The organism is Sinobaca sp. SA16-1 (genome assembly GCF_059510515.1).
Genome location: NZ_JCAKFL010000003.1, coordinates 314,033 through 333,116, shown reverse-complemented (window position 1 = coordinate 333,116; position 19,084 = coordinate 314,033). Strand labels below are relative to the sequence as shown.

Genomic DNA, 19,084 nt, shown 5'->3' with positions numbered 1-19,084 from the left:
TTCTCTTTCTTTTTTCCCCGGTTTTTAGGTACTCTATAAGAGCAGGTGATTTTGAACTGAACTAGAATTCAAGCTACCCAGGAGGGACACACATGGAATTTAGAACCGAATCAGATACTATTGGAGAAATGCAGGTGCCGGCTGATAAGCACTGGGGCGCCCAGACACAGCGAAGCATCGAAAATTTTAAAATTGGCAAAGAGCAGATGCCTATTGAAGTCGTACATGCTTTTGCTATTTTGAAAAAGGCAGCGGCTCTGGCAAATAAACGTCTGGAAAAAATAGAGCCCGAAAAAGCAGATGCTATTTCAGCAGCCGCCGAAGAAGTGACATCCGGCAAGCTTGATGATCATTTCCCACTTGTCGTGTGGCAGACGGGCAGCGGCACACAGTCCAATATGAACATGAACGAAGTTCTTGCCAGAAGAGCTACCGAGCTTCTGAAAGCAAAAGGATCTGAATTTACCGTTCACCCTAACGATGATGTAAACCGTTCCCAAAGCTCCAACGATACATTCCCAACAGCGATGCATATTGCAGCTGTTTTGAAAGTAGAAAAAGATCTGATTTCTGCTTTAAACGTTTTAAAAGGAACCTTTGAAGAAAAAATGAAAGCGTTTGATGATATTATTAAAATCGGCCGGACTCATCTTCAGGATGCGACCCCGCTCACACTCGGCCAGGAAATCAGCGGCTGGCACAGAATGCTCGAACGCTGCGAACAGATGATTCTGGAAAGCATTGATCACGTGAAAGATCTGGCTATCGGCGGTACTGCCGTTGGAACAGGCATTAATGCCCATCCTAAGTTTGGAGAATATGTCGCAGAAGAAATCTCCACTATTACCGGCACCGCGTTTCGCTCGGCACCGAATAAATTCCACTCTTTAACGAGTCATGATGAAACGACCTATGCCCACGGCGCTTTAAAAGCATTGGCCGCTGACTTAATGAAAATTGCCAATGACGTACGTTGGCTCTCCAGCGGTCCACGCTGCGGTATCGGAGAACTTTCCATCCCCGCAAATGAGCCGGGCAGTTCTATTATGCCGGGTAAAGTGAATCCTACACAAAGTGAAGCAATGACTATGGTAGCGACCCAGGTTATGGGCAATGATGCCGCTATCGGATTTGCCGCCAGTCAGGGAAATTTTGAGCTTAATGTATTTAAGCCGGTTATTATCTACAACTTCCTGCAGTCTGCTTACCTTCTTGCAGATTCGATGATTTCTTTCAATGAAAAGTGTGCCGTCGGCATTGAGCCGAACCACGAAAATATTGAAGAACACCTTCGCCAGTCTCTTATGCTCGTTACAGCGCTTAACCCGCATATCGGCTACGAAAATGCAGCAAAAATAGCGAAAAGCGCTCATGTTAAAGGACAGACGCTGAAAGAAGCAGTTCTGGAAAGCGGACTGCTGACAGAGGAACAGTTTGAAGAATTCGTAGATCCGGCCAAAATGGTTACGCCTAAAGAATAATATGTAAAGATAATACTGTATGTGAAATCAGTGTTAAACTACAAAGAGGCCTGAATGCATGTGCATTCAGGCCTCTTTTATAAGTTAATACAAAGGTATTACGTAAAAGAACTGCTTCACTTATGTATTATGCTTCATCATAAGTATAGCGGACAACGTAACGGTTTGTTTTTAATTTCCTTACTTCTACAGAAGGACCGAGTTCATATCCTTCTTTCCAATTATCCTCAAGCTTTGCTTTCAGGCATCCAGCCTGGAATTTTGAGCGGAATGTTTCTTTCCAGTATATCCAGCGTGGTTGATGTGCATTCACGTTATCGCCGACTCCTTTATTTATTATATTTAAATGCTGTATAAGCAGGTATGGTGGGATTGGTTATTATTCATATTGTAGCGGATTCCATCGGAAAAATCATCAAATGTTTCTTCAGGGTTTATCTGTATTTCTCTTAAAACAGCAAAAAAACCGGCCCGGCCGGTTTTTTAATCTATCCTATAAGCTCTTCATCTTCGCGTTTTTTGATCTGGTCTTTGCGTTTATTTTCTTCACGGTCTCTCAAACGGTGAGCAAGTCTCGCGGATGCACTTGCTGCGATGCTGGCTACCAGGTCATCCAAAAATGTGTGTACTTCATCTTTGTTGTTATCGAGTTTTTTAATGATGCCTTTTTTTTCTTTATCCAAATACCCAAATGTTGTTACCGCAATACTTCCAAATCCAAACACGGAACCTAAAGCAACGGTTTCATCTACGCCGAATAAACCCTCATCTGACTCAATTAATGATTGCAGCGGCTCAGACAGCTGTTTTTTCTCGGTAAGCATATCCAATTCGATACCAACAAGAACCGCGTGCTGAATTTCGCGCTTGCACAAAACTGCATCGGCACTCTCGTAACAATCGTCCATCGTTAGATTCGGTGAATATTTGGCCTGCATTTCGTAAACAATTTCAGCGATGTCGTCAATTAGGACACCCCGTTTTTTTAATGCTTCTCTCGCAGCGTTTTCAACTACGTCGCATGATACAGGTTTTTTCATAACGGATGCCTCCTTTTACCTATTTTAACATATCAATAGAGCCTGCGCTTTGGTTAAATGCTGTGATACAATAGGACTGCTGAACGATACATCTTACTGGAAAGGATTGTTTTAATGAACGGTACAACAGAACGACTTACCCTGCACAGTGCTATTTTAGATCATACATTTGAACTGTATGTTTATCTTCCGGCTCACTACAACCCGCTTTACACGTATCATTTGGCAATAACCCAAGATGGACGTGATTATTTTAAACTCGGAAAGATAGCTGAACATATGGAAACGGCGATGAAAGAAGGTGCCAGACAGACTATTGTTGTCGGTGTGCCCTATCCTTCTGTCAGACAACGCCGCGAATGGTATCACCCTAAAAGCGAAAAAAGCGAAGACTACCTAACGTTTATCGTTAAGGAACTTCTTCCTTTTTTAGATAAAACATATCAAACCTGGAATCTTTCCCACGGCCGGACGCTGCTTGGCGATTCCCTCGCCGCTACCGTCTCTCTGCGGGCCGCTGTCCGCTATCCGAACACTTTTTCACGGGTTGTGATGCATTCTCCCTACAGCGATGACAACGTAGCAACAGAAGTGGAAAAAGCTGAAAATATGGCTCACTTTGATATTTATCATACGATCGGCCTCGAAGAGCATACAGTTAAAACAACAAACGGCACGTATGAGGATTTTTTAGAGCCAAACCGAAAGCTTGCTGAAATATTGGAAACCCAAGGGTCCCGTTACCGTTATAAAGAGTTAGACGGCGGCCACTTCTGGAAAGTATGGGAAGCAGATATGCTCCCAGCTCTTCGTTTTATGTATGATATTACACCCTCTTAAAGAAAGAAGGATCGTCCTATGGTCGTTATAGAAACAGTCGAAACAAAAAAACAGCTGGATGACGCATTTTCTGTTCGACATGCCGTATTTGTAGAAGAGCAGAACGTACCTCCTGAAGAAGAAATTGATGAATTCGAACAAGAATCCGTTCACTTTGTTGCCTACGAAGACAGCAGACCTATCGGGGCAGGACGAATGCGTAAAGGCAGTGGTTTCATAAAGGTAGAACGTATTTGCGTGCTGGCCGCTTACAGAAAGACAGGAGCGGGGCGCTATATTATGAACGCTATTGAAGCACTCGGGAAAGAGCAGCAGTTTGCAGAAGCAAAACTGCATGCCCAGACCCAGGCTGTGCCCTTTTATGAAAAGCTTGGCTATACGATTACATCTGACATTTTTATCGATGCCGGCATCCCTCATGTGGCGATGACCAAACCACTATAACAAACAGCCGCTTTTTCCTATCAAGGAAGAAAGCGGCTGTTCTTTTGAGAAGCGGTTCTTACCTTTACTTTTTTGTGAGGAGACTGCCGGCGGATCCACTTTAAAAAACGATGCATCTGCTCCTCACTTTTTAATTTTTCCAGTGTATCGTAACGGTCAGCAAGCTCTTTATTCGTAAACAGCGCATGAATCTGGCGGTGGCACGCTCTGCACAATAAAGCCGTTTCTTTGTGGGCACCTCCTCTGTCTTTAGGAGTCAGATGATGAACCGTGCGCTCGTCCACTTCTCTTCCACAGAGTTCACAACTACCCTGTTTGTCTTTTTTTCGTGCCATATTCTAAAATGCCGGCTCCTTTCTATGTCTGCTGATCAAATCTGTTTCCTTTTCCGTAAAGATCCTGCTCTATTTCTCTTCGCTTCTGCAGAATTTCTCTTTCTTCATCCGGATCGGGCGATTCATTATCGGTTACCGGGGAAATACTTTCTATTCTTTTAGGACCAGCTACTTTTGCTGTGCCCTTTGGTTTTTCTACTTGTCTGCTTCCATATAAAATAGCAGCCTCATTTGGTACCGGCGGAACATACCCCATACTCCTCATCCTCTCGTGCTTTTACTGATAGTATACCCTGTATTTATATAAAAGAATCCCTCATGCCTATATAACTATTTTCATCTGCTTTATGAAAATAAAAAAAGGCCTGCCTTTGCAGGCAGACCTTTACTCTTATTTGGAAATGTTAATAATATCCGCTTCATTCTTGGATACTTTTTCTGTTTTTTTCACTTCTACTTTCTGGCCTTCATTCAAGTTCGTGAAGATAATAGGAGTAATGGTTGATTTAGCTTTCTCCGCTATAAGAGCAAGATCAGCTTTTACAAGGGTCTGGCCCTGCGCAACGATATCTCCTTCTGAAACGAAGACTTCGAATCCTTCTCCCTGCATACCTACTGTATCAATACCGATATGAAGAAGAATTTCCCGTCCGTCGTCAGCAATAATACCAATCGCATGTTTTGTTGGGAAAACGTTGTTGATCTTTCCGTCTACCGGAGACACAAATTCGCCGTTAGCCGGTTCTATCGCAAAACCGTCACCCATCATGCGTCCGGAAAATACATCATCCGGTACATCATCAAGCGGAAGAATACGTCCTTCTGCTGGAGATGTGATAGATTTCTCTTCTGACAGATCCGGCGCAATCGCTGGTTCTGCTTCTTTATCCGGGTCAAAATCCGGCTTTTTATCAATTGGCTCTGATGGTGTATGGCCGGCAATGATATCCTGCATTTGACCTTTAATTGCATCGGACCTTGGTCCGAAGATAGCCTGGACATTGTTGCCGACTTCCATTACACCTGCTGCTCCGAGCTGCTTCAGACGATCTTTATCTACCTGTGATTTATCGTTTACCGTAATACGAAGACGTGTAATACACGCATCTAAATGCTTCAGGTTTTCTTTGCCGCCGAAGGCTTCAAGCACATTGTACGGAAGTTCGCTTATTTCGCCTTTTCCGCCGGCACTTACTGCTGCAGATGCTTCTTCACGGCCCGGCGTCATTAAGTTGAATTTCCTTATCGCAAAGCGGAACATAAAGTAGTAGATCACAAAGAATACAAGACCTACTGGAATAACAAGCCACCATTCTGTCCGGTTTGGAACAATACCGTATAGGAAGTAGTCAATCGCTCCCCCGGAGAAACTCATGCCGATTTTCACATCCAATAGATGCATTACCATAAAGGACAATCCGGCAAAAATTGCGTGAATACCAAATAGGATAGGAGCTACGAATAAGAAGCTGAATTCCAATGGCTCCGTAATACCTGTTAAGAAAGAAGTTAGTGCGGCTGAGCCCATGATACCCGCAACATATTTTTTATTTTCCGGCTTTGAGCAGTGGTAAATCGCAAGTGCTGCACCAGGAAGGCCGAACATCATAAATGGATATTTACCTGTCATAAACGTTCCAGCTGTAAAATCGACTCCATCTCTCATTTGTTCAATGAAAATGCGCTGGTCCCCGCGGATCGTTTCACCGGCGGCGTTTACGTATGTGCCAAATTCAAACCAAATTGGTGTGTAGAATACGTGGTGAAGACCGAATGGAATAAGTGATCTTTCAACTACACCAAATATAAATGCAGCAAGCGTCTGATTCGATTCCGTCATAAAGTAGGAAAATGTATTTAATACTTCCTGAATTGGAGGCCATACGAATGTAAGAATCGCACCAATAATCAGGCCGCCGATCGATGTAACGATCGGAACAAAACGCTTCCCTGCGAAAAAGCCTAAGTATTGAGGAAGCTCTATTTTGTAAAAGCGGTTAAACATGTAAGCACCGAGGATACCGGCAATGATACCGCCGAACACACCCGTTTGAAGAGTTGGGATACCTAATACGCTGGCGTAGGCCGGGTTATCTGCAACCATATCAGCGTCAATACCGACAAGTACGCTCATCGTAACGTTAATAATAAAGAACCCTATTAAAGCTGCAAGACCCGCTACCCCGTCTCCATTTGCGAGGCCAATCGCTACACCTACCGCAAACAAAATAGCGAGGTTATCAAACACTACTCCCCCTGCTTCGGACATGAGACTAGCTAAAAGTACAAAAAAGTCGCTTGTTAAAAATGGAAAAATGCTGACCATGTTCTCTTCCTGCATCCCTGTTCCAATAGCAAGAAGCAGACCGGCTGCCGGCAGAAGTGCTACAGGGAGCATTAATGCTCTACCTATGCGCTGAAGCAGCCCAAATAAATTTTTAAACGTTTCTTTCATTTCTTTTCCTCCTTTTTTTAGAACGCTTACATCATTTAACAACGCACCAATACTTCTTTTTTAGCACACAAAAAGGCATGAGAGAAAAAAGCTCTACCGATCAAAGAAAAGCCACCCTGCCTCTTCTTTCATCATCAGAACCATTCGTTTCTCTCATGCCTGCTTTACCAGTCACACGGGTTGGAATGTGCTTTATTTAGTTGAAAGCCTTTGCAAGTGAATCGTTAAATACACTGCTTCGCTTTCCGGTACGGTTACGTGTAATTGATGCTGCATCATCTTGATGAGCTTCCAAGCAAGATTATAGCACACAGGATATTCTTCTTTCAATACTTTTTTTAAAGAATCGGGTTCATCTCTGCTGTCCCCATTCTCAATACGATCAATTGCCTGTTGAATATGGCGGATCAGCCTCTGGTGATCAAGGTCTTTGTAGTCAATCACAATATCAAGATTCTGCTGAATAGTTCGTGTTAAATCCCCGATAATCTGAGTATGCTTGTTGATCTGATGAATATCTTTATCCGTCAGCGCGCTGTGAATATGCAGCGCAACGAACCCAATTTCACCTTCCGGAAGCGTGCTGCCTGTACATTTTTCTACATGCAGCAGAATTTTTCTTGCGGCTTTGTATTCAGCAGGATAGGCAATTTCAGCTTCTTCCAGAAAAGGATTATTAAATGACAATCCCTGCTTCTGCCGTTTTATGGCAAAAAACAAGTGATCTGTCAGACTGACATGAATATGCTCATTCAGCCGGACCTGGAAATATTCTTCCAGTATCACCATGCACTCATTCATGCAGGCAATAAACGATTCGTCTACATGATTAATGAGCTGCTTATATTGCTCCTGCTCGTGCACATCCTTCAATACAAAAAATTTCTCTGCAGCATTCTCAGATGTACTGTCCTCCGCTTTTTTTCCGAATCCTATCCCTTTTCCCGTTACGATTACTTCGCCGTAATCTTCATGGGCTGCTATAATTACGTTGTTATTTAACACTTTGAGCACTTTCATTTATTCAACCCCATTTGCTTCCAACTTGTCCCGGATGATAACTTATAAAGAACGCATGCCCGGCAAATGTATGTGGCATAGTTTTGCATACTTTGCTGGTTCAGCTTATGTATACCTATCATATCATACAAAAAAGAGAGGCTTTTTGTATAGATAAAAGCCTCTCTTTTTTAAACATATTACATGCCGACAGTATTATAACCACCGTCTACATGGATAATTTCTGCTGTGATTCCACGGGAAAGATCACTCATTAAGAACAATGCCGTATCCCCGATTTCCTCTTGTGTTACCGGGCGGCGGAGCGGAGATTTTTCTTCCATTTCTTTTAAAATACTGTTAAATCCGGCGATACCTTTAGCTGAAAGAGTACGAAGCGGACCTGCTGAAATAGCATTGACTCGGATATTGTACTGGCCGAGGTCACTGGCTAAATAACGGACGCTTGCGTCAAGCGAGGCTTTTGCCACGCCCATAACGTTGTAATTTTTAATGGCTCTTTCTCCGCCCAGGTATGTAAGCGTGACAAAGGAGCCCCCTTCATTCATTAAATCCATTTCTTTTACGGCTTTTGCCACAGCTGTAAGAGAATACGCGCTGATATTCTGGGCTAGAAGAAAACCTTCGCGCGTCGTATTCATATACTCGCCTTCAAGTTCTTCCGACTTGGCAAAGGCAATGCAGTGAGCGAGTCCGTGGATCACGCCTACTTCTTCTTTAATTTTTTTAAATGCTTCATCAATGGCACTATCTTCTGATATGTCACATGGCAGCACGAGAGAGTCATCCCGGTCGAGCGAATCAGCCAGTTCGCGGACATTTTTACCAAGGCGTTCTCCTGCATACGTAAATACGAGCCTTGCCCCTGCTTTGGAAAGGCTTTGGGCAATCGCCCAGGCGATACTTCGCTTATTCGCCACTCCCATAATGACATATGTGCGTCCTTCTAAAGAAAAACTCATGTACGACACTCCTTTGTTATATCTGCATAATTTATTACCTGTTATTAATAACTAGTATATCATGTCAGCTATTATTCTCCTATCCGCTTTTTCAAAGAATCTTTTCTCGTTTATTCTTTGTTGTTTGCGGAAAAAAAGAAACATAACCACATGTATTACGTAAAAAATAAGAAAACAAAAACCAGGATAGATTACCGGAAAGGATTTACACAGTATGAAATATGATTTTATCAGCGATATACATGGATGTTTTAAAGAATTGTGTGAGCTTCTTACCGCTCTCGGCTATCAAAAGAGTGGCAAAGCATATGCCCACCCAAACGGCAGAAAAGTCGTTTTTGTCGGAGATATCACTGATCGCGGCGACAACTCTGTTGATGTTATTCAATTAGTATCTGAAATGGTTTCCTCCGGCCGGGCCGTATATGTACCCGGCAATCATTGTAACAAACTGTACAGATATTTGATTGGACGACCTGTAACGGTAAATCACGGCCTCGAAACGACCGTTTACGAAATAAACAGCCTTTCTGCGTCGAAGCGGAAAACGATCATTTCTTCCTTTCTTGTATTATATAAAAATGCGCCGTTGTACGCCCCGCTTGATAAGGCACAGGTAGTAGCAGCCCACGCCGGTCTAACGGAAGCTTTATATGGCAGTTATTCAAAGGAAGCAGAGCGATTTGTGTTATACGGTGACGTAACAGGCCGAAAGGATAAAAACGGTCTTCCTGTCCGCGGAGACTGGGCCCGGCATTACCAGGGAAGCCGTCTGATCATTTACGGCCATACGCCTGTTCTTGCCGCGAGATATGTAAATAATACAGTAAATATTGATACCGGCTGTGTGTTTGGAAATGCTTTAACGGCTTTTCAATATCCCGAAAAGAAAACTATTTCTGTTTCTTCTTCTTACTCTTTTCTCCCGGCTAAATTTCCGTTCGATGAATCAAATATAACTATGTAGGTAGAAGGTGGATGCCAGTGCTGAAAAAAATTTTGTTATTAATAAGCTGTTGCTTTCTTTTGGCTGCCTGTGAGCCGACCAGTCTTTCTATAGATACTGAAAGCAGCTCTATTGTCATTGACCCCAACACGTCATCTCTTATTATTCAGGCATTAATAGAAAATGACAGACCTTGGGATACCGAAACCATGTATGCTGAATTCGAAATACTTGATGACGAACTGGCCTCTCAGCTCGAAGCATCAACGCTATACTATAATACCGACCAAAGAGGGGTTCCCGAACAGTTCACGATTAACCCGGATTACGGCCGGTTTTTACACGAGCAGTTTGATTACAACGGCAGCGCATCTGAAGAAGCACTGCAAAACAACATTCAAGTGAATGTATATGATGATAACCATGATTCCCTGCAGACTTTACCTATGACCGATGTGGACGTCAGCTATCGCTAAGGACGGGAGCATTGATGCCCGCCAGTTCCAGCGCCTGTCGGAAGTCACCCGGCAGGCCGGCGTATAGTGACATTGGTTTATTCGTTACTGGATGCTCAAACGTAATCCGGCTTGCATGCAGCGCCTGCCTGTTTATCCAGGCAGAAGGCTCTCCATATAAAGTATCCCCTAAAAGTGGATGTCCCGCTGCCTGCATGTGCACACGGATTTGATGCGTTCTTCCGCTGTACAGTACCAGTTCTACAAACGAGGCATTTTCTGCGGCTTCAATGGTGGTTCTCGTTGTTCTGGCAGCTTTTCCATCTTCATGTATTTCTCTCGTAACAATGCTGTCCGTTCTCACGCGGATACGGCCGGTCATATTCCCTTCTGCGCAGCCTGTGTTTCCCTGCACGAGCGCCTGGTACGTTTTACTGCCGGGGTTCATGTCAAAATAGTGAGAGAGCCTTTCGTGGGCATAAGCATGCAGCGCTATAATAATAACCCCGCTTGTTTCCCGATCGAGCCTTGAGACCGCATGAAAAGACAGCGGTTGGTTTTTCTGCTGCAAATAATACAACACTGCCTCTGCCAGGTTTGGTTCTCCGCCTTTTCGTCCCGGCATGGTGAGAAGAGGAGCCGGCTTGTTGATAACGAGAAGATGCTCATCTTCGTAGATGACGTCAAATGGATAAAAGGAAGGTATAAACACTTCCGGTGCTTTGACGGGCACACACAGTACAATACGATCTCCCCTATTTACTTTTTTACGAAGAGGAGAGGGCCTGCCGTTAACAATAACGAGGCCCTCTCTTTTTATTTTCCGTTTAAATCCGGCTGATATTTTCTTTTCGTGCAGCAAAAAATCGTGAACGGTCTTGGAAGACGATGCGGTCCAGCGTATAAAGCGGAAGGAATTCATTTCTTTACTCTCCAATAAACGATTCTTTGACCCGTTTCCAAAAGGGAAGCGGTCTGAAACGGGCAAAACGGACTTTTTCTTCCGCAACCCGGCATTGAATTGATTTGATACATTGATCAACGATGGATTTATGATCAAGCGTAATCTGCATATCTACTTCATTTAACGGCTTAAGCAGACAGGTATGATGCTGGGGCAGAATGAGCGGCGAGCCGACCGTACGATATACACGGTTGTTGATGGAAGCCATTTCGGCAATCTGCATGGAAGCAAGAGATGGGTGCAGGATAGCACCCCCAAGCGCTTTATTATACGCGGTGCTCCCTGAGGGCGTCGATATACATAAACCGTCTCCACGGAACGTTTCAAAAGGTTCCCCTTTTATCTCCACATCACAGACAAGAGAGCCCTCCAGTGTCTTGATCGTACATTCGTTTAACACAAGGTAGCGATCAGACTGCGGACGGTCATAGTGGCGCACTACCACTTCAAGCAGCGGGTACTCCACGACCTGAAATGGGGTTTTGGCAATATGAATGACCAGCTTTTCTACTTCTTCCGGTTTCCAGTCTGCATAAAACCCAAGATGTCCCGTATGTATCCCGACAAAACAGGTTTCACTCAATAGATCGCTGTATTGATGAAAAGCATGAAGAAACGTGCCGTCTCCGCCAATCGTGATAACGATTTCCGGTTTCTCGCTGTCCTCTGTAAGCCCGAATTCTCTCAAATACCGGTCCACTTTTTTCTTTAAGGAGTTTGACGTGTCGTCTCCTCTGCTTGTTATCGTATATCTCATATTATCCCCCTTCCCTTCTTTCCTGATCTCTGCGGTAGCCTTCTTTATTCCGGAGGATAATCTGCTGGGCGTCTCTTACTTCCCCACGAATCATAGACATCTCTTCATCAAGCCGGAAAGCAGCCTCTGAAGCACTTTGCAGCCGCTGTTTAATATTTTCAGGAATTTCTCCGCTGTATTTGTAATTTAATGAATGCTCAATCGTGGCCCAAAAGTTCATAGCCATCGTCCGTATTTGAACTTCTACAAGCACGCTTACTTCTCCGTCAATGGTGTGAACCGGATACTCAATAACCATGTGATACGAACGATAGCCGCTCTCCTTTTTTGTTTTAATGTAGTCTCTTGCTTCTACTACATTAAAATCAGAACGGCTGCTTATTAGTTCAACAATGGTGTCAATATCTCCTACAAATTGGCAGACAATGCGCACTCCGGCAATATCCTGCATTTGTTCACCTAATTCGTCCAAAGCAATATTTTTAAGTTTTGCTTTTTCCAGAATACTCGTAACCGGCTTCACACGTCCGGTCACAAATTCAATAGGCGTATGCTTGGACGAAAGCTTATACTGCTCGCGGAGACCTTTAAGTTTTACTTTAAGCTCTTCTACCGCCTGTTTATAAGGAGAAAGAAATGTATCCCAGTTGCTCACTATCATTCACCGCCATTAGTCATTTTGAGGGAGAAAATTGTCTTCTACCGCATTCACCATTTCGCTTCCGTAATTGCTGTTGCCGGGAATATTATCAAGAAGGTAATCCATTTCCTGCTGAAAGGAATCAAGCGTAATCGATGTCGGGCCTTCAACAGTGACCTCCGCTTCCCGCCTGACAGCTTCTGCAAGCTCAGGCCAGATTTGTTTAGGAAGCCTGAGCTGGATGAATGCCTCTTCTGTGTCCAGAACGTAAACGAAAGTTAAAGCGTTGGAGTCTGCCAGCATTCTCATGCCGTCTTTTAGTTTTTTCCATTCCATAATAGGCCATTCTTCTATTGGATACAGCTTTAATTTATTATCTTTCCATGCTGCTTCTGTTACCGTAAGCATATGTTCCATATAAGCACCTCTTTTAATGTATCTTTTCATATTTTACCATATTTGTTCTCTTACGCGGCAAAGATGGTTTTCCTTCGATATGGTATCATAATTTTAATACAGTTGTCTTGCAGAAAGGACGTATAAATATGGCACAGGAATATGAAATCGAAAAAAAGAATATGCTTAATAAAAAGGAATTTGAAGCATTATGTGTATATTTTCAGTTAAAAGAAAAAGATTTTTTCAACCAGGCCAATACATATTTTGATACCCCGGATCTTTCCCTGAAGCAGGCCGGGTCTGCCCTTAGGATAAGAGAAAAAGGCAGCAGCGCTGAACTCACTCTTAAACAAAAAAATAAAAATATTCCCGGTTTACTTGAAACAAATCAAAACCTGACCGATAAAGAAAAAGAAGATATACTTCACCGCACTTTATTTCCCGAAGGCGAAGTGGCAGAGCAGCTGCAGACTTCTTTACAGCTCTCTTTACATGACCTTCAAAAGCTGGGTACGCTCCACACGAAGCGCGCTTCCATACGCTGGCATGACGGCGAAGTATTTCTCGATTGCAGCCAATACTTAGATACAGAAGATTTTGAAGTGGAGATTGAATCCTATTCCGAAGAAGAAGTTGAGCAATTAATGACCAGGCTCTTAACTACATTTGATATCCCGGTAAGGTCGGCTCCCAATAAAATAGCCCGTTTTTTTAATCGGAAATACGCTCAATCGGAACCTCCGTTATCTTGAACACTAATTTACTTATGAGGTGATATATAGTATGAATATTGACCAGTCTTTTTTTATTCCCAGTTCTTCCTACAATACAACAGATACAGCTAAAAGCGGAGCCGGAGCATTCTCTTCCATGCTTTCCGCTTTTCCATCCATGATAGACCAGGCTATGTCGGGCGGAAGTAATCCAGATACTGGCCAGTCCCAGCAGCTTATGGGCGGAGAAGGCTCCCCTCTCTCTTTGTTCTTATCCGTTCAGGACGCAATGAGCTTTTTTCAAAATGGGGCCGCTGCGCTGACCCGTCCGCCATCAGAAGCGGCCGCTGAAACACCTGCTTCTGTACCTGCTTCCGTAAACGAGACCAGCACGAGCGCGGCGGCAGGTTCCGGTGCCATTCCATCTGACAACCATTACAAGTCGCTCATTGAAGCTTCAGCTGCCAAGCATGGAGTAGACCCCAAGCTGATTTATTCTATTATTAAACAGGAGTCCAATTTCAATCCCAGCGCCAAGAGCCATGCCGGGGCGGCAGGGCTTATGCAGCTTATGCCTGGAACAGCTAAATATTTAAACGTTCAAAACTCTCTCGATCCTGCTCAAAACATTGAGGGAGGCACAAAATATATTAAAGATATGCTCAATAAATACAACGGAAACAAAGAACTGGCACTGGCCGCTTATAATGCCGGCCCGGGTAACGTCGATAAACATAACGGCATTCCGCCTTTTAAGGAAACCCAGGCATATGTTCCTAAAGTATTAAATACATTCCGTTCTCTTACGTAATCCGCCATTTACACATGGCGGTTTTTTTATGTCCGAATTTTTTTGTCACATAATGTTCATATTGTTTGCTGTTTTACCTTTCCTATTGTTAGAATGAGAGTAATTGGAAGAATAAATGAATTTATGTAAGTTGTCTTTAGGTTATTTTCTCTGAAAAATCAAAATTCACTTAAGAATATGTATGGAATAAACATATGAATTCGTAATGCTTGCATAATTGGACAGCACCCGTTATCTTAAGCAAGGGAATGATGCAGAATATGCCTTCAGCGCTTGCTCTGCAGAACGGATTTCTAAATAAGCATGGGGAACACTTACTAATGCATTCATATAAAAAAGAGGGATAGATATGCCTGAAAGTTTAACACCGTTTGAAGCACTTGGCGGAGAAGATAAACTGAGTGAACTGGTAGATATATTTTACCGTAATGTATCAGAAGATCCTATGCTTCAGCCTATCTTTCCTGATCATTTAGGAGAAACAGCCAGAAAGCAAAAGCAATTTTTAACCCAATTTTTGGGAGGACCTGCTTTATATACAGAAGAACATGGACATCCTATGCTTAGAGCACGCCATATGCCTTTTGAAATAACCCCTGCCCGCGCGGAAGCCTGGCTTGCCTGTATGGACAGGGCGATGGACGAAGCAGAGGTGGAAGATCCTGTGCGGGAGCACATTTTTACCCGACTCTCTTATACAGCAAAACACATGGTTAACACACCGGAAGAATAGCAAGGAAGGAGTCAGAACTCCCATGACATACGATGAAAGCCTCTCATGTGATAATACCCTTGGAATCTGCGGAATCTCTTCCGAGGATGATACGTTATTATATAAACGCGAAAAAAAGAAAATTGAACTCTATATTTTTATTGATCCACTGTGCCCGGAATGCTGGGCGTTTGAACCAACGCTGAAAAAACTTTTTCTGGAGTACGGACAGTATTTCTCCATTCGCTTTTTCGTAGCGGCCCAGCTGGAAAGCTGGAATAAAAGAGAACACAAACAGCCAAAAGTCCAAAAGTATCTGGCTGACTACTATGACAAAACAGCAAGCAAAACCGGTATGTCCTGCGATGGGGATATTTGGCTGGAAAATGTCCTTGACTCCCCTTATATGCCTTCCCTGGCTATTAAAGCTTCAGAAATGCAGGGCAAGCAGCTTGCTACGTCTTTTTTCAGACGTATCCGGGAATTACTGTTTCTATCCAAGCAGAATATTACCGATGAGAACGTCCTGTTACAGTGCGCCGAAGACGTTGGCCTTGATATAGAAGAATTCAAACGGGATATGGCTTCCCCATGTGCCGCAAGAGCGTTGCAGTGCGATGTGAAAACAACAAAAGAAATGGAAATAGATTACGCCCCTACTTTCGTTTTCTTTAATGACAGGGTTGAAGACGGCGGCTTGAAAATTTCCGGGCTTTATCCATACCAGGTGTATGTAGATATCCTGACGGAAATGCTCGGCGAACTCCCCGTCCCATCCAATCACCTGTCGTTGGAAAAGTTTTTGCAGAAATATGAATTTGTTGCTACAAAAGAAGTAGCCGTTGTGTTCGACTGGACGGAAAAAGAAACAGAAGCCCAATTAAAAAAGCTTGTTCTGCAGCGTAAAATAGAACATGTGCCTGTTAAACACGGCTCATTCTGGAAGTATGTAAGCACCATTCCAGCCAGTTCAAAAAAGCCTTCTCCTATTAAATAAGGAGAAGGCTTTTTTATTATTCTTCCAGCAGTTTTTCCATTTGTTCCAACGTATCTTCAAACAAAAGCATCGCATCTTCCACCGGTTTCGGCGAAGTCATATCAACACCCGCTTTTTTCAGTACGTTAATAGGGTAATCCGAACTTCCTGATTTAAGAAATTCCAGGTAGCGGTCCACTGCCGGCTGCCCTTCCTGCAGAATACCTCTCGTAAGAGCCGCAGCTGCACTATAGCCGGTAGCATATTGATAGACGTAAAAATTCATATAAAAATGCGGGATTCTTGCCCATTCCAATCGTATATCTTCATCCAGGGCAATGTCTTCCCCGAAGTATTTACGGTTCAAATCAAAGTACAGGCTTTCCAGAGAATCCGGTGTGAGGGCTTCCCCGGAGGCCGCTTTTTCATGAATGAGCTGTTCAAATTCAGCAAACATTGTTTGACGGAAAACAGTACCACGGAATCCTTCAAGAAAATGATTCAGAAGGTAAAGCTTTTCTTTTTTATCTTTTGCTGTATTAATCATGTGTTCATTTAATAAAGCCTCATTTACAGTAGACGCTACTTCTGCTACAAAAATAGTATAGTCACTGTACAGATAGGGCTGATGCTTTCTGCTGAAATAGCTGTGCATGGAGTGACCCAGTTCATGAGCCAGCGTAAAGGTATCATTTACATTATCCTGCCAGTTCATTAAAATGAAAGGTTTTGTTCCATAAGCTCCGGAAGAATAAGCTCCACTTCGTTTTCCCTTGTTCTCATAAACGTCAATCCAGCGTTCATTAAAACCGCTGGCAACAGTCTCCCGGTATTCTTTACCTAAAGGAGAAACACCGTCAAGCACGAGTTCTTTTGCCCGCTCATAAGGTATTTTCATGTTCGTATCGTCTACGAGCGGAGTGTACAGGTCATAGTTATGAATTTCTTCATACCCAAGTACTTTTTTACGAAGCTTCACATAACGGTGGAGCAGGTGAAGGTTTTTGTTTACTGTATCAACAAGCTGATCGTACACTATTTCCGGAATGTTATTTTTACTTAATGCTGCCTGCCGGGCTGATTCATAGTTTCGGACGTTTGCCTGAAATAAGTTTTTCTTCACCTGGCCGTTAAGTGTACTTGCCAGCGTATTCCGGTACTTCTTATACGTGCTGTATACCGCCTCAAACGCATCCTTTCTGACTCTTCTATCAGAGCTTTCCAGAAAGCGTATTATACGGCCGTGCGTGACCTGAATGTCTTCTCCACTTTCATCCCGTATAACAGGAAATTCTATATCTGCGTTATTGAGCATGCCGAATATATTTCCCGGGCTGCTCGTCACTTCTGAAGCCTGCGCCATAATAGACTCTTCTGCTTCGGTGAGAATATGAGGCCGCTTATTGTTTATTTCCTCTAACGCCTGTTTATACAAAGATAACCCTTCGTGTTCTTCAATAAACGATTCAAGGATCTGCTCCGGGAGAGCAAGAATCTCGGGGGTTACAAAAGCCATTGCCTGCCCCAGTCGGGCAGCCAGTCCCGATGCCCGGTCTTCCAACCCCTGGTAATGGGAATTACCGGTGTCCTGGTCGTATTTCATATGGGCGTATGAAAAAAGGCGCCCAAACCGTTCCGTAATACTGCTTTGCGTTTCCAGGCATTTGTAAAGTGTGTCTGCACTCGTATGCAGTCTGCCTCTGTATTCCTCGAGAGTATTCATATTATTTTTTATCCACGTGAATTCTTTTTCCCATTCTTCATCAGAAGAAAAAATATTTTTAAGATCCCATGTCCATTCTTTTTTGACCTCTTCCCGCTTCGGAAGAGGTGCAGTTGATTGCTCTGCCATGTTGACACCTCCATTTAGTTTCCACTATTTATTTTACCGAACCTGCTTTCTGATTGCCAATGTTGACTCTTGTTTACTGCAGGCAAATGCTGTAACGCTTATCTTTATTGTATCCCTCCATAAGAGAAGACTCTGGAGAAGGAAGAAATTTTATGAAAAACGACCTTGAAGAATGCCCATAGGACAGACAGCCAAACCGGCAAAGAAGGAACAAGTAATTAAGGAGGACCGTTTTAAGCGGCTGGTCTATTTGAGGAAAAGAGCGGATGCGGAAAATGTCAGCTGTTATTTTCTGTTCTATACAGTGTACAACCTCTTCGATCGTGAAGCCGTTCTTTCGGTGACCAAAAGAAGGAAAGACCTCCAACAGGATCCAGGTCTGCCATATGTAAATAGGTGTAATAAAATATTCATGCCCGAAAACAGGCCACCCTGCTTCGGAAGGAAAAAAAGCTGCGTCCGATTGCTTTTTCAGCATATGTTCTTTTAATGCAGTCGCATCTGCCTTTCCCATCCAGGTCTGCGGTTTAAAGCGCCAATCCTTTTTAAGCTGCAGCCATTTTTCCACGCTGAACGTCTTTTGTGCCGGAATCATATTTCCCTCGATAATATCCCTAAACGAACACTCCCGGATGGAATGAAGCGCAGGCAGTTGATCGTCCAATAGATAGGAGGAGGCCCTGACCAGACTGTACGTTTCTGCATGTGGATCCAAATACACTAAAAATCGTGAGCGTCTATCCGCTGATTCCCGCAGCGCCATCCATTCGAAAGAATGAATCAAACGTTTCCCATTTGGCTTCACCCGCATATTCTTCGAACAGAATATCCATACCGGTTCAATTCCACAGGATCGATAATCCTTTGTGCGGCTTATTAGTGCCCGTTCTGATATAACAGCACATTGAAATTCCAGCGCGTAAATTTTTTCATCCGCTTTTACCAATACATCTGCTCTTCTGTTGATGCCGGGAATAAACTTTTCTATTTCCACATCATGATATTGGGCGGCCCACTGCTGCAGCAAGTTTTTCCCTGTTATATGAAGATCTGATTCGACTTTTCCAGAAGTCGTACATGCTGCCTGGGAACGATGCGAAAAATGCCATCTTTTTCTAGTGCCTTTTCTTAAAATCACCCGTTCGTTACACACTTCACACCGAAAACAACCTTTTAAGGTTTCTGCTGAGTGCGGTTGAAACAATGAAATCCGTTTTCCCTCCTCATTTATTGCAATGAACAACGCCTCTCCTCCTTTTTTTCACAAAAAAAAGCTCCTCAA

The 19,084-nt window shown here is 43.4% G+C and carries 22 protein-coding genes; 9 read left to right on the top strand and 13 right to left on the bottom strand.

Annotated elements, in window-relative coordinates:
* Positions 1-92: 92 nt before the first annotated feature.
* Positions 93-1,481 carry a class II fumarate hydratase gene (gene fumC / locus AC5W2J_RS09660; protein ID WP_496059258.1) on the top strand — a complete coding sequence of 463 codons (1,389 nt, stop codon included), beginning with the start codon at positions 93-95 and terminating at the stop codon, positions 1,479-1,481.
* 127 nt (positions 1,482-1,608) lie between these two features.
* On the opposite strand, the gene AC5W2J_RS09655 is transcribed toward fumC, so the two are convergent.
* Complete coding sequence (locus tag AC5W2J_RS09655) at positions 1,609-1,794, bottom strand: hypothetical protein (protein ID WP_120192434.1); 186 nt, start codon at positions 1,792-1,794, stop codon at positions 1,609-1,611.
* Between the two features lie 175 nt (positions 1,795-1,969).
* Positions 1,970-2,521 (bottom strand): phosphatidylglycerophosphatase A family protein, encoded by a 552-nt coding sequence (locus AC5W2J_RS09650; RefSeq protein WP_496059257.1) that lies wholly within the window; start codon positions 2,519-2,521, stop codon positions 1,970-1,972.
* A gap of 114 nt (positions 2,522-2,635) precedes the next feature.
* On the opposite strand from AC5W2J_RS09650, the gene AC5W2J_RS09645 reads away from it, so the two are divergent.
* Both AC5W2J_RS09645 and AC5W2J_RS09640 read left to right on the top strand, forming a co-directional pair.
* The gene (locus AC5W2J_RS09645) at positions 2,636-3,361 is read left to right on the top strand and encodes an alpha/beta hydrolase (protein ID WP_496059256.1); all 726 of its coding nucleotides are present in this window, start codon (positions 2,636-2,638) and stop codon (positions 3,359-3,361) included.
* A gap of 18 nt (positions 3,362-3,379) precedes the next feature.
* On the top strand, positions 3,380-3,805 hold the full coding sequence (locus AC5W2J_RS09640) for a GNAT family N-acetyltransferase (RefSeq protein WP_496059255.1): 426 nt from the start codon (positions 3,380-3,382) through the stop codon (positions 3,803-3,805).
* Between the two features lie 20 nt (positions 3,806-3,825).
* Here AC5W2J_RS09640 and AC5W2J_RS09635 read toward each other — a convergent pair whose 3' ends face one another.
* From AC5W2J_RS09635 to fabI, 5 genes are all read right to left on the bottom strand, one after another.
* Positions 3,826-4,140 carry an HNH endonuclease gene (locus AC5W2J_RS09635; RefSeq protein ID WP_496059254.1) on the bottom strand — a complete coding sequence of 105 codons (315 nt, stop codon included), beginning with the start codon at positions 4,138-4,140 and terminating at the stop codon, positions 3,826-3,828.
* A 22-nt stretch (positions 4,141-4,162) separates the two neighbouring features.
* Positions 4,163-4,396: a hypothetical protein gene (locus AC5W2J_RS09630; protein WP_496059253.1), complete on the bottom strand. Its 234-nt coding sequence runs from the start codon at positions 4,394-4,396 to the stop codon at positions 4,163-4,165.
* Between the two features lie 135 nt (positions 4,397-4,531).
* Positions 4,532-6,595: a glucose-specific PTS transporter subunit IIBC gene (ptsG, locus tag AC5W2J_RS09625; protein WP_496059252.1), complete on the bottom strand. Its 2,064-nt coding sequence runs from the start codon at positions 6,593-6,595 to the stop codon at positions 4,532-4,534.
* A gap of 192 nt (positions 6,596-6,787) precedes the next feature.
* Positions 6,788-7,615 carry a glucose PTS transporter transcription antiterminator GlcT gene (glcT, locus tag AC5W2J_RS09620; RefSeq protein ID WP_496059251.1) on the bottom strand — a complete coding sequence of 276 codons (828 nt, stop codon included), beginning with the start codon at positions 7,613-7,615 and terminating at the stop codon, positions 6,788-6,790.
* Positions 7,616-7,794: 179 nt separating this feature from the next.
* Positions 7,795-8,577, bottom strand: coding sequence for an enoyl-ACP reductase FabI (fabI, locus tag AC5W2J_RS09615; RefSeq protein ID WP_496059250.1), 783 nt, complete (start codon positions 8,575-8,577; stop codon positions 7,795-7,797).
* A 214-nt stretch (positions 8,578-8,791) separates the two neighbouring features.
* Between fabI and prpE the strand changes: the two genes are divergently transcribed.
* Together prpE and AC5W2J_RS09605 are read left to right on the top strand one after the other, a co-directional pair.
* The gene (prpE, locus tag AC5W2J_RS09610) at positions 8,792-9,544 is read left to right on the top strand and encodes a bis(5'-nucleosyl)-tetraphosphatase PrpE (protein WP_496059249.1); all 753 of its coding nucleotides are present in this window, start codon (positions 8,792-8,794) and stop codon (positions 9,542-9,544) included.
* A 17-nt stretch (positions 9,545-9,561) separates the two neighbouring features.
* A complete protein-coding gene (locus tag AC5W2J_RS09605; RefSeq protein WP_496059248.1) occupies positions 9,562-9,999 on the top strand; it encodes a hypothetical protein in 438 nt (145 codons plus the stop codon).
* Here AC5W2J_RS09605 and AC5W2J_RS09600 read toward each other — a convergent pair.
* Genes AC5W2J_RS09600 through AC5W2J_RS09585 form a run of 4 tightly spaced genes read right to left on the bottom strand, consistent with a single transcriptional unit; the run spans position 9,986 to position 12,756 of the window.
* Positions 9,986-10,900 carry an RluA family pseudouridine synthase gene (locus AC5W2J_RS09600; RefSeq protein ID WP_496059247.1) on the bottom strand — a complete coding sequence of 305 codons (915 nt, stop codon included), beginning with the start codon at positions 10,898-10,900 and terminating at the stop codon, positions 9,986-9,988. The genes AC5W2J_RS09605 and AC5W2J_RS09600 overlap by 14 nt on opposite strands.
* A 4-nt stretch (positions 10,901-10,904) precedes the next feature.
* Positions 10,905-11,699, bottom strand: a complete 795-nt coding sequence (locus AC5W2J_RS09595; protein WP_496059246.1) for an NAD kinase — start codon at positions 11,697-11,699, stop codon at positions 10,905-10,907.
* A 1-nt stretch (position 11,700) separates the two neighbouring features.
* Positions 11,701-12,357 carry a GTP diphosphokinase gene (gene yjbM, locus AC5W2J_RS09590; protein WP_496059655.1) on the bottom strand — a complete coding sequence of 219 codons (657 nt, stop codon included), beginning with the start codon at positions 12,355-12,357 and terminating at the stop codon, positions 11,701-11,703.
* A 12-nt stretch (positions 12,358-12,369) separates the two neighbouring features.
* The gene (locus AC5W2J_RS09585) at positions 12,370-12,756 is read right to left on the bottom strand and encodes a UPF0738 family protein (RefSeq protein WP_496059245.1); all 387 of its coding nucleotides are present in this window, start codon (positions 12,754-12,756) and stop codon (positions 12,370-12,372) included.
* 128 nt (positions 12,757-12,884) lie between these two features.
* Here AC5W2J_RS09585 and AC5W2J_RS09580 point away from each other — a divergent pair, with 128 nt between their 5' ends.
* The 4 genes from AC5W2J_RS09580 to AC5W2J_RS09565 all read left to right on the top strand — a co-directional run bounded on the left by AC5W2J_RS09580 (position 12,885) and on the right by AC5W2J_RS09565 (position 15,971).
* Complete coding sequence (locus tag AC5W2J_RS09580) at positions 12,885-13,490, top strand: CYTH domain-containing protein (protein WP_496059244.1); 606 nt, start codon at positions 12,885-12,887, stop codon at positions 13,488-13,490.
* Positions 13,491-13,521: 31 nt separating this feature from the next.
* On the top strand, positions 13,522-14,262 hold the full coding sequence (locus AC5W2J_RS09575) for a lytic transglycosylase domain-containing protein (RefSeq protein WP_496059243.1): 741 nt from the start codon (positions 13,522-13,524) through the stop codon (positions 14,260-14,262).
* A 349-nt stretch (positions 14,263-14,611) separates the two neighbouring features.
* Complete coding sequence (locus AC5W2J_RS09570; protein WP_496059242.1) at positions 14,612-14,995, top strand: globin domain-containing protein; 384 nt, start codon at positions 14,612-14,614, stop codon at positions 14,993-14,995.
* Positions 14,996-15,017: 22 nt separating this feature from the next.
* Complete coding sequence (locus AC5W2J_RS09565; protein WP_496059241.1) at positions 15,018-15,971, top strand: ClpXP adapter SpxH family protein; 954 nt, start codon at positions 15,018-15,020, stop codon at positions 15,969-15,971.
* Between the two features lie 16 nt (positions 15,972-15,987).
* Here AC5W2J_RS09565 and pepF read toward each other — a convergent pair whose 3' ends face one another.
* Together pepF and AC5W2J_RS09555 are read right to left on the bottom strand one after the other, a co-directional pair.
* On the bottom strand, positions 15,988-17,802 hold the full coding sequence (gene pepF / locus AC5W2J_RS09560) for an oligoendopeptidase F (protein WP_496059240.1): 1,815 nt from the start codon (positions 17,800-17,802) through the stop codon (positions 15,988-15,990).
* Between the two features lie 73 nt (positions 17,803-17,875).
* Positions 17,876-19,045, bottom strand: coding sequence for a competence protein CoiA (locus AC5W2J_RS09555; RefSeq protein ID WP_496059239.1), 1,170 nt, complete (start codon positions 19,043-19,045; stop codon positions 17,876-17,878).
* Between the last annotated feature and the right edge of the window lie 39 nt (positions 19,046-19,084).